Origin of the sequence: Heyndrickxia sp. FSL W8-0496 (assembly GCF_038007825.1) — a bacterium.
Taxonomy (GTDB): domain Bacteria; phylum Bacillota; class Bacilli; order Bacillales; family Bacillaceae_C; genus Heyndrickxia; species Heyndrickxia oleronia.
Genome location: NZ_JBBOXX010000001.1, coordinates 3,244,801 through 3,260,244 on the forward strand (window position 1 = coordinate 3,244,801; position 15,444 = coordinate 3,260,244).

The window sequence follows — 15,444 nt, forward strand, 5'->3', positions numbered from 1 at the left end:
AAACCCATAGTTGTCCACCTAGTATCAAGATATTCAGCCCTGTCCAAAAAAATGATATAATGATTAAGAAAAAGCTAAAATGTAATGTCTGCCCCGATAACCAAGTGAAAAGACAGACTACTCTTTCATTTTCAATAGGAAAATTTTCTACAATAAAACGGGGATAATGTTACAACCGCAGAATTAGAAATATAGTAGTAAGGGATTGTGAACAAATGTCTTTTGACGGATTATTTACAAGAGCAATGACAAAAGAGCTTACAGATATATTAAAAGGTGGAAGAATTAATAAAATTCACCAACCCTATAAAAATGAAATGATTATGATTATTCGCGCGAACGGAAAGAATCATAAACTGATTCTTTCAGCGCATCCCAGCTATGCCAGAATTCAATTGACGAAAGAACAGCATGAAAATCCCCAAGAACCATCGATGTTTTGCATGCTTCTCAGAAAACACTTGGAAGGATATTTAATTGAGGATATTTATCAAACTGAACTTGATCGTGTAGTTATTTTTGAAATAAAAGGTCGAAATGAGATCGGGGATATATCATATAAACAACTATATATTGAAATTATGGGGAGACATAGTAATATCATCCTAGTCGATAAAGATAGAAATATGATATTAGATAGTATTAAGCATGTTCCACCTGCTGTTAATAGTTATCGTTCAATTCTTCCAGGGCAAACATATATTGCTCCACCAAAACAGGATAAACTGAATCCACTATCAGCCTCAGAAGATGATATTTTACGGACACTTGATTTTAATAGTGGAAAAATTGACAAGCAAATAGTGGAGCACTTTTCTGGAATGTCACCATTATTAGCTAAAGAGATCGTTCACAATGCCGGCTTAGCCAATCGAGTGACGATACCTCAAGCATTTCTAAGTATAATGAACGAATTGAAACAGCATAACTATTTACCATCTATCACTAGTTCTACAACAAAAGAAGCTTTCTATCTTCTCCCAATTACTTATCTAGAAGGGGAAGTCAAATCATTTGAAACAATTAGTGAGATGCTTGATCGATATTACTTCGGAAAAGCAGAAAGAGATCGTGTAAAACAGCAGGGACATGATCTAGAACGATTTATTAAGAATGAAAAAGAAAAGAACGAAAGTAAGATAGAAAAATTAAAAACCACTTTGATCGATGCAAAGAATGCTGATCAATATCAACTATATGGAGAATTGTTGACAGCTAATCTTCATTTAATAAAAAAAGGAATGGAGCAGATTGAGGTTGTCAATTATTATGATGAAAATGCCAAAACTGTGAATATCTCTCTAGATCCGAGAAAATCACCATCAGCCAATGCACAAGCCTATTTTTCGAAATATCAAAAAGCGAAGAATGCGATTGGAATTGTACAGGAACAAATAAATAAAGCTGCTGTTGAAATTCAATACTTCGAACGCTTAATGCAGCAGATGGAATCTGCATCACCAAAGGATATTGAAGAGATTCGAACTGAATTAGCTGAAGAAGGATATATAAAATTGAGACAGAAACGAGGAACAAAAAATAAAGCTCAAAAATTAACGGTTGAAGCATATTCTTCATCGGATGGAACCGAAATATTAGTCGGTAAAAATAATAAACAGAATGATTACTTAACAAATAAGCTAGCAGCCAGAGATGAAATTTGGCTACATACAAAAGATATTCCAGGTTCTCATGTCGTTATTAGAAGTAAAAACCCAAGTGAAGAGACATTATTGGAGGCAGCTAATTTAGCCGCATACTTCAGTAAAGCAAAAGATTCTAGTTCAGTACCAGTCGATTATACAAAAGTTAGAAATGTTAAAAAACCGAATGGTGCTAAACCTGGATTTGTTATTTATGAGCAACAACAAACCGTTTATGTTACACCGACCGCTGATAAAGTTTTAAGCATGAAGAAATAATAAGCCGTTTGACGGTCTCATAGCACTATTTTTTAATGTAAATTTCATCTAAATACAACAATACTTAGGCGAATAAATATTAAATACGCTATACTCAATAAAACAGGGGTATCTTATAACTAAGATACCCCTCTTACTCTTTTATCGCTTCCATTCAGAAGGATTTTTACGCCAGTCATTCAGTGTAGTTAGATCGGAGTCTAAAATGATTCCTTTTTGCAAAGCAACCTCAATTAGAGTGGAATACGTCACTAAAGAATGTGTAGGAATATTTGCTTCCTTTAATTGTTCCTTCCCTTGCACAAGTTCATAAGTAAATATTGAAACCACACCTAATACCTCACAACCAGCACTTCTTAAGGCTTCTACTGCGGTAATGACACTACCTCCTGTGGAGATTAGATCTTCTACTACTACAACCTTTTTCCCTGTAGATACTTTGCCTTCAATTTGATTTCCTTTCCCGTGTGCTTTAGCTTTTGAACGAACATAGCACATAGGAAGTTCCATCAAGTCACTTATCCAAGCAGCATGCGGAATTCCAGCAGTTGCGGTTCCGGCAATAATTTCAGTATCTGGAAAGTAATTCTGAATCAAATCCACTAACCCTTTGGCAATTTCCTTTCGAAGTACGGGATATGAAAGCGTTAGTCGATTATCACAGTATATGGGAGATAATATTCCGGAGGACCAAGTAAATGGTTCATTAGGTTTTAAAAATACTGCCTCGATAGATAATAGTTTTTCTGCTATTTCTTTAGATGTTGTCATGTTCAATATCCCTCCATAATTGTTTAACATGTAAATAGGTTTGCAAAGGCTCGACTGACTGAGTAATGGATCGACCAACTACTATCGCACTTGATCCAATCTTTCTAGCCTCTTGTGGTGTAACAACTCTTTTTTGGTCATGAGTGGCATCCCCTTCCAAGCGAATACCGGGTGTCACACAGAGGAATTCATGACTAGTACGTTTTTTTATTTCATTAGCCTCTAATGCTGAACATACTACTCCATCTAATCCAGCCTGATAAGTAAGCTTCGCATAATGCAGAACAGAATCTGTTAATGAATGCTGAATTAATTGCTCCTTTTGCATCTCCTCTTCAGAAGTGCTCGTTAATTGGGTTACAGCTATTAATAATGGACGTTTTTCCCCATGCTTCGTCCCAGCCTCCAAGCCAGTTAAAGCAGCTTTCATCATTTTCAAACCACCTGCAGCATGTACATTGACCATATCAACGCCTAATCCTGCTAATCCTTTCATAGCACTATGAACAGTATGAGGGATATCGTGAAGCTTCAAATCTAGAAATATCTGGTGACCAGCACGTTTTAAATGCTCTATTAACGAAGGACCAGTCTGATAAAATAATTCCATCCCCACTTTTACATAAAGCGATTCAGCTTCAAATTGTTTTAAAAAGTTCATTGTTGATTCATAATTTGGAAAATCTAATGCGATAATCGGAGTATTTACCATGTTATTTCCAGCTCCTTCCTATGAGTTCTGATATATGAGAAATTCCTAATTCATCTAATTTCTCCGGAAGCTCCTTAATTAATTTTGGACATATTAAGGGATCGATAAAATTTGCTGTTCCTATGGCTACTGCACTTGCACCCGCATAAAAAAATTCAATGATGTCCTCAACCGATTGAATACCACCCATACCTATAATCGGAATTGACACTCTTTGACTTACTTCATAAATCATTCGTATGGCTACAGGCTTAATTGCTGGTCCAGATAACCCACCAGTCCGATTAGCCAAAATAGGTTTTCCAGTGCGAATATCAATATTCATTCCTAAGAGTGTATTGATCATTGTTAATCCATCCGCTCCGGCTTCTTCTACTGCCTTAGCCATATCAACAATATTACTAACATTTGGTGACAACTTAACATAAACAGGAACATCGGAAACAGCTTTTACTTTCTTTGTTAAATCTTTTGCAACTTCTGGAATGGTTCCAAATGCGATTCCTCCTGTTTTCACATTTGGACAAGAAATATTTAATTCCAATGCCTTCACATTCGGAGCTTTAGAAATCGCTTCTGCAACTTCTACATAATCCTCTACTTGAGAACCCGCTACATTGGCGATAATTGGAACATCATAATGTTCAAGCCAAGGTAATTCATTTTCCAAAACAGATTGAAGTCCTGGATTTTGTAACCCAATGGCATTTAACATTCCAGCTGGCGTTTCCGCAACACGCGGCGTTGGATTGCCATATCTAGCTTCTGCAGTTGTCGCTTTAATCATGATTGAGCCTAGTTGACTTAGATCATAAAATTGACTATATTCTTTCCCAAAGCCAAAGCATCCTGATGCAGGCATTACAGGATTCTTTAATGATAATCCTGGCAAATCTATATTTAAACGATTCATATGATCACCTCTCCAATACGGAAAACAGGTCCATCACTACAAACTTTTCGATATTTTGTTCCCGTTGAATCATCTACTAAATGACAAACACACGCTAAACAGGCACCAATCCCACAGCCCATTCTCTTTTCTAAAGATATATAGCCTTCAACCTCTGGATACATATTTTCCAATGCTTTCAACATTGGCATGGGACCACATGAATAAAAACAATCAAATTGGATATTTTCATTTTCCAACACATTTGTAACAAAACCTTTCGTTCCCAATGTGCCATCAACCGTTGCAATATATGTATTTCCTAATTGTGTAAACTCATCGTAATAGAATGCTTTAGTTGCTGTCTCATGTCCAAGAATATGTATAACCTCTACACCTTTTGCAACTAGCTGTTTTGATAGTTCGTAAAGGGGAGGAACACCAATTCCTCCACCCACTAAAAGTGCCCGTTCTCCTTTTTTTCTTTCCATAGGAAATCCATTTCCTAATGGTCCAAGCACATCGATTGTTTCTCCGGATCTTTTTTGAGATAAAATTCGTGTACCTTTACCATCCGCTCGATAAATCATCGTGAATCGATTGTTTTCCGCATCTATGCTTGCAATACTTATTGGTCTTCTTAGTAATGGATCCATTGTATCATTGATGCGTAGATGGACAAATTGACCTGGTTGATTCATCTCGCTAACGAGAGCTCCTTCTAGTACTAATTCAAATATATTTATTGCAATTACCTTTTGGGATACTATTTTCATATTCTCTTGTTTAATCATTGTAGGACCACATCTTTTCGATTTTGACTTGTTGGCATTGCTTCTGATGAAAAATTAATGGATTCTAATACTCTTAGAATGGCATCAGCAGTGTCTAAAGATGTTAAACAAGGAATATTGTTTTCCACTGCCGCTCTTCGAATTCGAAACCCATCTCTTTCTGGCTGTTTCCCTTTTGTTAATGTATTTATAATGAGTTGGACTTTTCCATTTCGGATCATATCTAACAGAGTTACACCCACAGATCCAATTTTATCGATAATTTCAACGTTTAATCCTTCTGTTTGTAAAATTTTTGCCGTACCTTTCGTTGCCATAAGAGTAAATCCGATCGCATCAAAACGCTTAGCAAGTTGGATTGCTTCATGTTTGTCTTTATCTGCCACAGTAAAAAGAACAGTTCCATAATTGTGTATCTTCATGCCTGAAGCTATAAATCCTTTGTAAAGTGCTTTTTCAATTGTACGATCCTTCCCCATTACTTCACCTGTAGATTTCATTTCAGGGCCTAAAGTAATATCCACACTTCTAAGTTTCGCAAAAGAGAAAACAGGTACTTTTACAAACACCCCTTCTTTCTCCTCAACCAATCCTGTTTCAAAACCTAGATCAGTTAATTTAAAGCCTAGAATCACTTTTGTTGCAACATTTGCCATTGGAATATTTGTAATTTTACTTAAGAACGGTACCGTTCTACTTGAACGCGGATTAACTTCAATAACATATAATTCATCGTTTGAAATGACATATTGTATATTTAAAAGACCGATAATATTAAGTCCTTTTGCAAGCCTTGTCGTATAATCCACAATTCTATCTTTCATCTGTTTTGAGATACTTTGGGTAGGATATACAGCAATTGAATCTCCAGAATGAACTCCAGCACGTTCGATATGCTCCATAATTCCAGGAATGATAATATTCTCTCCATCCGAAATGGCATCTACTTCGACTTCTTTTCCTACTAGATATCGGTCAATAAGGACAGGATGTTCTGGATTCACTTGTACAGCATGTTGCATATAGTAAAATAATTCTTTTTCTTGATAGACAATTTCCATTGCACGACCACCGAGTACATAAGATGGACGAACAAGCACTGGATAACCTATATCCTTTGCAATCGTTATAGCTTCTTCAACTGAAAATGCTGTTTTGCCAAGTGGTTGACGGATATTTAATTGTTTTAGAGACTGCTCGAATTTATCACGATTTTCTGCACGATCTAAGCTTTCTAATGATGTACCGAGAATTTTTACCCCTCTATCCACTAAGCTTTGTGCAAGATTTATCGCTGTTTGACCTCCAAATTGAACCACGACACCTTCGGGCTTTTCTAAATCGATAATATGCATGACATCTTCGATTGTTAGAGGTTCAAAGTATAACTTATCTGAAATACTAAAATCTGTGGAAACTGTTTCAGGATTGCTATTAATGATGATCGCTTCATAACCAGCTTCTTGTATCGCCCAAACAGAATGGACTGTTGCATAATCAAATTCTACCCCCTGTCCTATTCGAATAGGACCTGAGCCTAGAACAATGACACTTTTCTTATTTGTAACAACCGATTCATTTTCCTCCTCATAGGTTCCATAAAAATAAGGAGTTTCTGATTCAAATTCTGCCGCACATGTATCAACCATTTTATATACAGGGAGTAAATGGTTTTTCTTTCTCCAATTATAAACCGTGTGTTCTTCTGTTTTCCAAAGCTCAGCTAGCTTAATATCTGAAAAACCTAATTTTTTTGCTTTTGTCGCAATGTCAAGATCAAAGGGATGATTGATTAATCGTTTCTCAAACTGAATAATTTTCTGGATTTTATGTAAAAAGAAAAGATCAATTTTGCTCCATTCATGTATAGTTTCGATGGAAGTACCTCTACGAATCGCTTCGCTTATATAGAGAATCCTTTCATCACCAGCTTTTCTTATCCTTTTTTCAATAATTTCATCACTGTAATGGTCTGCACCCATAAGATCTAAATGATGTACATTACTTTCTAAGGATCTAACGGCCTTTAATAATGACTCTTCCAGTGTACGCCCTATTGCCATGACCTCACCGGTTGCTTTCATTTGTGTGCCTAATCGACGGTTAGCAGATTCAAATTTATCAAATGGCCAACGAGGAATCTTGGTTACAATATAATCAAGTGCAGGCTCAAAACATGCATATGTCTTCCCAGTAACGGGATTCATCATTTCATCTAAACTCAATCCAATAGCAATTTTAGCTGCAAGCTTGGCAATTGGATAACCTGTTGCCTTTGAGGCTAATGCAGAGGAACGACTAACTCGAGGATTCACCTCAATAATATAGTAGTTAAAGCTATACGGATCAAGGGCAAGTTGAACATTACATCCACCTTCAATTCCTAATGCACGAATGATTTTCAAGGAAACATTCCGAAGCAGGTGATATTCTCTATCGCTTAATGTTTGACTAGGTGCAACCACAATAGAATCACCTGTATGTATACCAACTGGATCAATATTTTCCATATTGCAAACAACAATAGCATTGTCTCTTGAATCTCGCATCACTTCATATTCAATTTCTTTGTAGCCGGCAATACTTTTTTCTAGTAAGCATTGGTGAACTGGACTGTTTTTTAGTCCACTCGTGACTATTTCAATTAACTCTTCCTTGCTTTCACAAATACCACCACCTGTACCACCTAATGTATACGCAGGACGAACGATGACTGGATAACCGATCCTTTTTACAAACTCCACAGCCTCATCCAAACTATGAACGATTGCACTTTCCGGTACTGGCTCACTTAATTCATTCATCAGCTTACGAAATTCATCACGGTCTTCCGCTTGTTTAATGGCTGATAATTTCGTCCCTAATACTTCTACATTACACTCTTTTAATACCCCTGCTTGTGCGAGTTCCATCGCCATATTTAATCCTGTCTGACCACCTAATGTAGGCAGAATCGCATCAGGTCTTTCTTTTCGTATGATTCGCGTAACAAACTCTAATGTAATAGGCTCAATATAAACAATATCTGCAATTTCGGTATCAGTCATAATAGTTGCTGGATTAGAATTCACAAGGATGACACGATATCCTTCCTCTTTCAATGCTAAGCAAGCCTGTGTCCCTGCATAATCAAATTCTGCCGCTTGACCAATAATGATGGGCCCAGATCCTATTACTAAGATACTCTTTATATCCGTACGTTTAGGCATGCTGCTTCACCGTTCCTTTCCATTTCTCAATAGATAATAAAAATTGATCAAATAAGAAATTCGTATCTTCTGGTCCTGGTGCTGCTTCTGGATGATACTGAACAGTAAATGCTGGATACAATTCATGTTCGAGACCTTCAATTGTACAATCATTTAAATTAACTTGAGTAACTTTTAAATGTGTCGAATGAATAGATTCTTCGCTAACCGCATAGCCATGGTTTTGTGATGTAAAATATATCCTACCCGTTTTCAAATCTTTAATTGGATGATTTGCACCTCGATGGCCAAATTTTAATTTATATGTATCTGCTCCATTTGCTAATGCAAATAATTGATGTCCTAAACAAATCCCGAAAATTGGACATTCCCCTAATAAGCCTTGAATCATTGCTACTCCTTCTGGAACATCCTTTGGATCTCCAGGGCCATTAGATAACATGACTCCATCTGGCTTTAATGCAAGAATTTCCTCCGCATTTGTGTTATAAGGAACAACTGTAACGTCACAATTTCTTTTATTCAACTCTCGTAAAATCCCATGTTTAGAGCCGAAATCTACTAATACTACATGATGTCCTCTACCTGGACTTGGATATGGTTTTTTAGTCGAAACCTGTTCAACCTGATTATTTGGCGTGTTATCTTCTAGTAATTGTTTAATTATTTCATTGGGATTTACAGTATCAGCGCAAATTGCCCCTTTTAAGGTCCCGTGTTTACGTATAATTCTTGTTAATTTTCTCGTATCCACTCCAGAAATACCGGGGATATTTTTTATTTTTAAAAATTCATCTAAACTCATATCATTTCGCCAATTTGATGGAAAATCTGCAGCTTCCTTCACGATTAACCCTTTAATTGCTGGTTGAATGGACTCGTAATCATCACGATTTATCCCATAGTTACCAACAAGCGGATAGGTTAATGTAACAATTTGACCACAGTAGGATGGATCAGTTATCGTTTCCTGATAGCCTGTCATTCCGGTTGTAAATACGATTTCACCAAATGTCGTTTCATTACTCCCAAATGCTTGACCGATCATCACGGTACCATCCTCTAATATGAGTTGTCTTTTCATTACTGTGCACCTCCTGCATTCCATTTCAATTTTCCATCAACAAAGGTTGCAATTGGCCACCCTTTACAATTCCATCCAGAAAATGGTGTGTTCTTTCCTTTGGATTTAAATTCTAAATGGTTAATCTCTTCTTTTTGCTCTAGATTGATTACAGTAATATCTGCTGCTGCGCCAACCTCAAGTTTCCCGGATGTAAGTTGGAAAGCCTTAGCAGGTGCGATTGTCAACCAATCAATTAATTGTTTTAATGTAAAAATGCCTTTTTCTACGAAATGAGTATAAAGTAATGGAAATGCTGTTTCTAACCCAACAATACCAAATGGTGCATGTTCCATTCCTTTCCCCTTCTCCTCACTTGTATGAGGTGCATGATCTGTCGCAATGAAATCAATTGTTCCATCTAATAAGCCTTCTATTAAAGCATCACGATCTTCTTTACTACGAAGAGGTGGGTTCATTTTATAATTAGTATCGATACCAGGAATATCATCTTCACATAAAAGTAAATGATGTGGTGTTACTTCAGCAGTAACATGGATCCCTGCTTTTTTTGCATCTCGGACGACTCGTACAGATTCCTTTGTACTTATATGACATACATGATAATGGCAACCTGTTGCTTCAGCGAGTAGAATGTCTCTGGCTATATGTACCGATTCACATACCGAAGGAATACCAGGTACGCCATATTTCTTTGAAAACTCGCCCTCATGAACAGCTCCTCCGTAGATAAGGGAATTATCTTCACAATGTGCTACGACTGCCATATTAATAGCTGCTGCACGTTTCATGGCTTCATACATCATTCCAGCTGTTTGAATACCTACTCCATCATCAGTAAAAGCAAACGCGCCTTTTTCTTTTAAACCAGAAAAATTCGTTAGTTCCTCCCCTAGTTGACCTATTGTAATAGATGCATATGGTAATACTTTTACATGACCTGATTCATTTATTCTGTTCATCATCCATTCCATTTGTTCAGGCGTGTCAGGAACTGGCTTCGTATTGGGCATACAAGCCACCGTTGTATACCCTCCTTTAGCTGCTGCCATTGTCCCAGTTTCTATTGTTTCTTTATGTTCCCCACCTGGTTCCCTTAAATGAATATGTAAATCGATAAAGCCTGGAGCAATTAAGCAACCATTTGCTTCATAAATGTTCTCTCCATTTGCTTCTAAATTAGTCCCAATTTCTTTTATTACGCCATCTTGTACTCGAATATCCACAAATACTTGCTTATTGTTCTCATCTAAGATATATCCGTTTTTAATTATGTAATTCATGTAAACAACCCCTTAATGAATGTTCTACTGCTCGCTTTAATACAGCCATCCTAATATATACACCGTTTTCCATTTGCTTAAAGATTCTAGATTTCTTACATTCTACTAATTCATCTGCAATTTCAACATTTCTATTAATAGGTGCTGGATGCATAATAATGCTTCCATTTTTCATCCTATTCACACGTTCTAATGTTAAACCATATTGGTCATGGTATTGTTCTGCAGAGTAAAAGGATTTACCTTGATGTCTTTCATGCTGAATCCGTAACAGCATCACTACATCTGCGTGTTCTATTGCTTGATTAATAGGAGCATAGTTCCCTAAAGAGAATGAATGATCAAACCATTCTGGTGGTCCGGAGAATGTTACATTCGCGCCTAGCTTAGTTAATGCTTCCATATTTGAACGAGCCACACGACTATGAGATATATCTCCAATAATCGTTATATTTAATCCCTTAAACGTTCCAAACTCCTGTTTAATTGTGAATAAATCTAAAAGTGATTGGGTAGGATGCTGTCCACAACCGTCACCGCCATTTATAATAGGAATCCTTATATTTGGAATTAGCTCTCGATAGTAATGATCTTGATTATGACGAATAACGGCTAAGTCAACCCCTATCGATTCTAATGTTCTAACAGTATCGTATAATGTCTCACCTTTATGAAGACTCGATGTATTCGTTTCAAAAGGAATAATCTCCATCCCTAATTTTCTTTCTGCCATTTCAAAGCTACACTTTGTTCTTGTACTTGGCTCAAAAAATAGATTTACGGAATACATTTTTTGCGGTGTAGTCCATGTATTTCCCTTCCAAAACCACTCGGCATCCTGCAAAATTTCATTAATATCTTCATTTGTTAAATCTGACATTGTTAATAGGTGACACATCGATAAGTCCTCCTTTTTATACACACACAAGTTGTTTTTCTACACGATTAAATAAAATTTAGATTTTAAATATCGAAACAAATAAGCAGCTAATTCTTATAAATTGAGTGCGTAAAAAAACACCCTACCAAATAGGTGGGTGTTTTTTTAAATATGTCTTCATTAATCAGTATAAATGGACATATTTAATATAACACCCTTGTAAGCCTCTCTGGACTTTTCTTAAAAGGTGATCTCCTTTTTACTTTTCTACTTCTCCAAATAAATCAATTTCTTCATCTTCCTTTGGACGTCCTGGCAATACAAGATTGAGTATGACTCCTAGAATAGCTGCTAATGCCATTCCTGAAAGTTCAAATTTATCTGTAAACCTGATGAACGCACCTCCTATACCTATAACAAGGATGACAGATGAAATCAGTAGATTACGATTATCAGCAAAATCGATTTTGTGTTCAACAAGCATTCTTAACCCACTCGCTGCAATCGTTCCAAATAAGACAATCGACACTCCTCCCATTACGGCTGTTGGTATAGAGCTCAGGAAGGCACTAATCTTTCCAATGAAGCTAAATACTAATGCAAAAACACCTGCACCACCAATTACATAGACACTATATGCCCGTGTGATGGCTAAAACACCAATGTTTTCACCATATGTGGTTGTAGGTGGTCCGCCTATAAGTGAAGCAATAATGATTGATACTCCATCACCAAGTAAGGAGCTGTCCAATCCAGGGTCTGCAACTAAATCTTTATTTACCACTTTACCTAATACGATTTGATGGCCAATATGTTCAGACAAGGTTACGATGGCAACTGGTACGACGAGCATCACGACTTCCCAAGAAAATTTTGGCTCATATGACACAAACGGAATTACAAAATCAGGTAATGCTATCCACTTTGCTTCGATAACTCCCGAAAAATCAACCAATCCAGCAAAAATTGAGACAATATATCCACCAACAATCCCTATCAAGATAGGAATAAGTTTTAGGAATCCGCGGAAGTAGGTGGAACTAATCACAATGAACGCAATCGTACATAACGCAACAACGATATGCTTAGTACTATAGACAAGATCTTGTGATGCTGCACCAGGATTTTCATACATTGCCATGCCAACTGCTGTTCCTGCCAAGCCTAATCCAATGACGATTATAACTGGTGCCACTACTATAGGAGGCAAGAGTCTCATTAACCATCGATAACCTAATTTATTTATAAGCAAAGCGACCAAACCGTAAATGATTCCAGCAAAGAAGGTTCCCAACATGGCTGCTCCTGGACCACCTAATGCCTTAGCACTAATTAGGGGGGCAATAAAAGCGAAGGAAGATCCTAAATAAGCAGGAACTTTACCTCTAGTAATAAGAATATATGCTAACGTTCCTAAACCGCTTGAAGCAAGTGCTACTGCTGGACTCAAGCCGACTAGAAGCGGAACTAAAACAGTTGATCCAAACATCGCAAACAAATGTTGAATACTTAAACTAATCCATTGTGTTTTATTTGGTTTATCATGTATATCTAGTACGATATCTGGATTTCTACCCATAAGATTCAATCTCCCTTTACATTAAGTTTTCCTATAATTTATTTGTGCTTCAGTCAAAATAAAAACCCTCTTTTATAGCGAGAAGCTACAAAGAGGGCTAGACAACCTATCGAACAACATAATGATTCAATAGAAAGTTTCCACCTTTGTCAGCCTCTCTGGACTGCTTTTAAAAGGTTTTTTTATTTAGTTTTCATAAATACTTACTTGATCTAATCCATCTACTTCCTCAAGGGCTACAACAATTCTTTCACTGCTCGAGGTTGGTATGTTCTTACCGATGAAATCTGCACGTATTGGAAGTTCACGGTGACCTCGATCAACTAATACAGCTAGCTGAATTTGGGAGGGTCTGCCAATGTCCATCAATGCATCCATTCCAGCACGGACAGTTCTTCCAGTATATAATACATCATCTACTAAAATGACTTTACGATTATTAATTTCACTAGGAATATGTGATCCCTTTACTTCAGGTTCAGCATCTTCATTTTTTTTCGATAAATCATCACGATATAATGTGATATCTAAAACCCCTACATCAATAGGATGGCCTTCAATTTGTTCAATTCTTTCTGCTAAACGCTCTGCGATATGAATACCTCTTGTCTTAATTCCGACTAAAATGCAGTCTTGTATCCCTTTATTGCGCTCAATAATTTCATGAGCTATACGAGTAAGTGCTCTTCTAATTGCTTGCTGATCAAGAACGATAGCTTTTTGAGACAATTTTTCCACCTCACAAATTAAAAACCCTCTCACCTTGTCGGCGAGAGGGTCTACGAATTTATAATTGAATCAACTATCCGTTTCCTTCTCAGCCTCACAGGACTGTATTAAAGGGGGGATATTAAGTTATTAATAGATTAATACTAGATAGCTAATTTGTCAACCTTATCTTTTTAGCTCGATTAACAGTTTTTCAAATTCCTCTGGTATTGGGGCCTCAAATTCAATATATTGTTTCGTCCGAGGATGAATGAACCCTAGGATACCTGCGTGCAATGCTTGCCCACCGATAGATAATGTTTTTCTAGGACCATATTTAGGATCACCAACTAATGGGAAACCTATATATTTCATATGGACACGTATTTGGTGAGTACGTCCTGTTTCTAATTCACATTCAATAAATGTATATTGATTGAATCGTTCTAATACACGAAAATGGGTCACAGCATGTTTTCCATTATCAACTACCGTCATTCTTTGACGATCATTTGGGTCACGTCCAATCGGTGCATCAATTGTCCCATAATCATGAGGGACATTTCCGTGAACGATGGCGAAATATTTACGTGTCACGGATTTATCGACTAATTGATTAACCAGTCCTTCATGTGCCATATCATTTTTAGCCACCATTAATAATCCTGATGTATCTTTATCAATTCGATGTACAATACCAGGTCTTAACACTCCATTAATCCCTGATAGATCCTTACAATGTGCCATCAAGCCATTAACTAGTGTACCTGTTAAATGTCCTGGTGCTGGATGAACAACCATGCCTTTTGGTTTATTTACGACGAGTACATCCCCATCCTCATAGTAAATGTCTAAATTCATTTCTTCTGCCTGAACATCAAGGATCTCTGGTTCAGGGATATCAATGACAATTTGATCATTAATCGTGCATTTATAATTTGCTTTAATTTGTTTTCCATTTACTTTAACATGTCCATCTTTAATCCATTGCTGAACTTGTGAACGGGACCATTCTGCATTCATAGTGGAAATAATCTTGTCGATACGTTCGTTATTCTCACTTTCAAGAATGATGTGTTCCATTTTTTCCATATGTTTTCTCCTTTGATTTACGCTCTTCTATAAGCATTTGAATAAGTAGTAGAATCACACCAATCGTTAAGCTTGCATCAGCAATATTGAAAATTGGAAAATCAATAATTCTGGCATAAAGAAAATCCACTACTTCTTGGCGAATTAATCGATCAATAAAATTCCCAATTGCCCCCCCTAACATAAAGGCAAGACTGATTCCTAATAAGGGTTTTCCTTTTGCATATTTATAAAGATAATAAATAATTCCACCAACAACAATGATGGTAATCAAATAAAACAGCCACATTTGGCCTTCTAAAATCCCCCATGCTGCACCTCGATTTCGATGGGAAGTGATGGAAAATACATCTTCAATAATATTAATACTTTCTCCTATTTCCATATTTTTAACGACCAACATTTTTGTTATTTGGTCTAATGCAATTACAAATAAAGCCAGTATGTAATAAATCACAAAGGATACCCCCGTATCTACTTTTTCATTATAATTATATAGTTTTACGATTCTTCTTTTG

Annotated in this window: 12 protein-coding genes and 1 pseudogene; 1 reads left to right on the plus strand and 12 read right to left on the minus strand. The window is 36.6% G+C overall.

The annotated features are described in order from the left end of the window. Positions 1 to 215: 215 nt before the first annotated feature. Positions 216 to 1,922 (plus strand): Rqc2 family fibronectin-binding protein, encoded by a 1,707-nt coding sequence (locus tag NST63_RS16350; protein ID WP_341042963.1) that lies wholly within the window; start codon positions 216 to 218, stop codon positions 1,920 to 1,922. A 141-nt stretch (positions 1,923 to 2,063) separates the two neighbouring features. Here NST63_RS16350 and pyrE read toward each other — a convergent pair whose 3' ends face one another. The 12 genes and pseudogenes from pyrE to lspA form a co-directional block, all read right to left on the minus strand. Next, positions 2,064 to 2,693, minus strand: a complete 630-nt coding sequence (gene pyrE / locus NST63_RS16355; protein WP_341042964.1) for an orotate phosphoribosyltransferase — start codon at positions 2,691 to 2,693, stop codon at positions 2,064 to 2,066. Continuing rightward, entirely contained in the window at positions 2,680 to 3,405 is a 726-nt protein-coding gene (pyrF, locus tag NST63_RS16360; RefSeq protein WP_341042966.1) for an orotidine-5'-phosphate decarboxylase, read from the minus strand. The genes pyrE and pyrF overlap by 14 nt, the downstream gene beginning before the upstream one ends. 1 nt (position 3,406) lies before the next feature. Next, entirely contained in the window at positions 3,407 to 4,318 is a 912-nt protein-coding gene (locus NST63_RS16365) for a dihydroorotate dehydrogenase (protein ID WP_341042967.1), read from the minus strand. Then, the gene (locus NST63_RS16370; protein ID WP_341042969.1) at positions 4,315 to 5,091 is read right to left on the minus strand and encodes a dihydroorotate dehydrogenase electron transfer subunit; all 777 of its coding nucleotides are present in this window, start codon (positions 5,089 to 5,091) and stop codon (positions 4,315 to 4,317) included. The genes NST63_RS16365 and NST63_RS16370 overlap by 4 nt, the downstream gene beginning before the upstream one ends. After that, positions 5,088 to 8,300: a carbamoyl-phosphate synthase large subunit gene (gene carB / locus NST63_RS16375; RefSeq protein ID WP_341042971.1), complete on the minus strand. Its 3,213-nt coding sequence runs from the start codon at positions 8,298 to 8,300 to the stop codon at positions 5,088 to 5,090. The genes NST63_RS16370 and carB overlap by 4 nt, the downstream gene beginning before the upstream one ends. Further along, positions 8,279 to 9,384 (minus strand): annotated as a pseudogene (locus tag NST63_RS16380) (carbamoyl phosphate synthase small subunit). Before NST63_RS16380 ends, carB begins: the two are co-directional and overlap by 22 nt. Continuing rightward, a complete protein-coding gene (locus NST63_RS16385; RefSeq protein ID WP_341042973.1) occupies positions 9,384 to 10,667 on the minus strand; it encodes a dihydroorotase in 1,284 nt (427 codons plus the stop codon). Before NST63_RS16385 ends, NST63_RS16380 begins: the two are co-directional and overlap by 1 nt. Next, positions 10,651 to 11,565 carry an aspartate carbamoyltransferase catalytic subunit gene (locus tag NST63_RS16390; RefSeq protein ID WP_341042974.1) on the minus strand — a complete coding sequence of 305 codons (915 nt, stop codon included), beginning with the start codon at positions 11,563 to 11,565 and terminating at the stop codon, positions 10,651 to 10,653. The genes NST63_RS16385 and NST63_RS16390 overlap by 17 nt, the downstream gene beginning before the upstream one ends. 241 nt (positions 11,566 to 11,806) lie before the next feature. Next, on the minus strand, positions 11,807 to 13,126 hold the full coding sequence (locus NST63_RS16395; protein ID WP_212942005.1) for a solute carrier family 23 protein: 1,320 nt from the start codon (positions 13,124 to 13,126) through the stop codon (positions 11,807 to 11,809). 186 nt (positions 13,127 to 13,312) lie between these two features. Then, a complete protein-coding gene (gene pyrR, locus NST63_RS16400) occupies positions 13,313 to 13,855 on the minus strand; it encodes a bifunctional pyr operon transcriptional regulator/uracil phosphoribosyltransferase PyrR (RefSeq protein WP_212942006.1) in 543 nt (180 codons plus the stop codon). Between the two features lie 165 nt (positions 13,856 to 14,020). Further along, positions 14,021 to 14,926 (minus strand): RluA family pseudouridine synthase, encoded by a 906-nt coding sequence (locus tag NST63_RS16405; protein WP_341042975.1) that lies wholly within the window; start codon positions 14,924 to 14,926, stop codon positions 14,021 to 14,023. Beyond that, positions 14,898 to 15,383 carry a signal peptidase II gene (lspA, locus tag NST63_RS16410; RefSeq protein WP_058002578.1) on the minus strand — a complete coding sequence of 162 codons (486 nt, stop codon included), beginning with the start codon at positions 15,381 to 15,383 and terminating at the stop codon, positions 14,898 to 14,900. Before lspA ends, NST63_RS16405 begins: the two co-directional genes overlap by 29 nt. Positions 15,384 to 15,444: the final 61 nt, after the last annotated feature.